At 70.8% G+C, this 685-nt stretch carries 1 protein-coding gene; it reads left to right on the top strand.

Features of this window, described 5'->3' with window-relative positions:
- Positions 1–685: dioxygenase family protein (locus tag ACNPM4_RS18575; RefSeq protein ID WP_448986681.1), on the top strand; the 685-nt coding region annotated here is incomplete at both ends.

Genomic DNA, 685 nt, shown 5'->3' with positions numbered 1-685 from the left:
GGGCCCGCATACGAGGGGCGACTGCTCGACCGCGTCGATGAAGAGGTCGTCGACCAGGGCGCCGCATTCGACATCCGCACGCTGATGAGCAGGCGGGGCGTCCTGGGGCTCGCCGGTCTCGGCCTGGGGGCCGTCGTGCTCGCGGCCTGCGCGCCGGCGGCCTCTGGCGGCGCGTCGAGCACCCCCGCACCGACTGCTTCCCCCGGCGGTGATGCGGGCTCGGCGAGCGTGACCGAGATCCCCGACGAGACGGCGGGGCCCTATCCGGGCGACGGGTCGAACGGCCCCGATGTGCTCGAGGACTCGGGCATCGTGCGGCAGGACATCAGCTCGTCGATCGACGGAGCGGCGACCGCCGACGGCGTGCCGCTCGTCTTCGAGCTGCAGATCCTCGATCTCGCGAACGGGGGCGTTCCCTTCGCCGGGGTTGCGGTCTACGCGTGGCACTGCACTGCTCAGGGCGAATACTCGATGTACTCCTCCGGCCTCGAAGACGTCACGTACCTGCGTGGTGTGCAGGTGGCCGACGCCGACGGCACGGTGTCGTTCACCTCCGTCTTCCCCGGCTGCTACTCCGGTCGCTGGCCGCACATCCACTTCGAGATCTACCCGGACGTCGCGTCGATCACCGACTCGACGACGGCGATCGCCACGTCGCAGCTGGCCCTTCCGCAGGCCGCCTGCT

The organism is Microbacterium umsixpiens, assembly GCF_053543675.1.
Note: the sequence above shows the minus strand (reverse complement) of the source record. Positions and strands in the feature narration are given on the sequence as shown.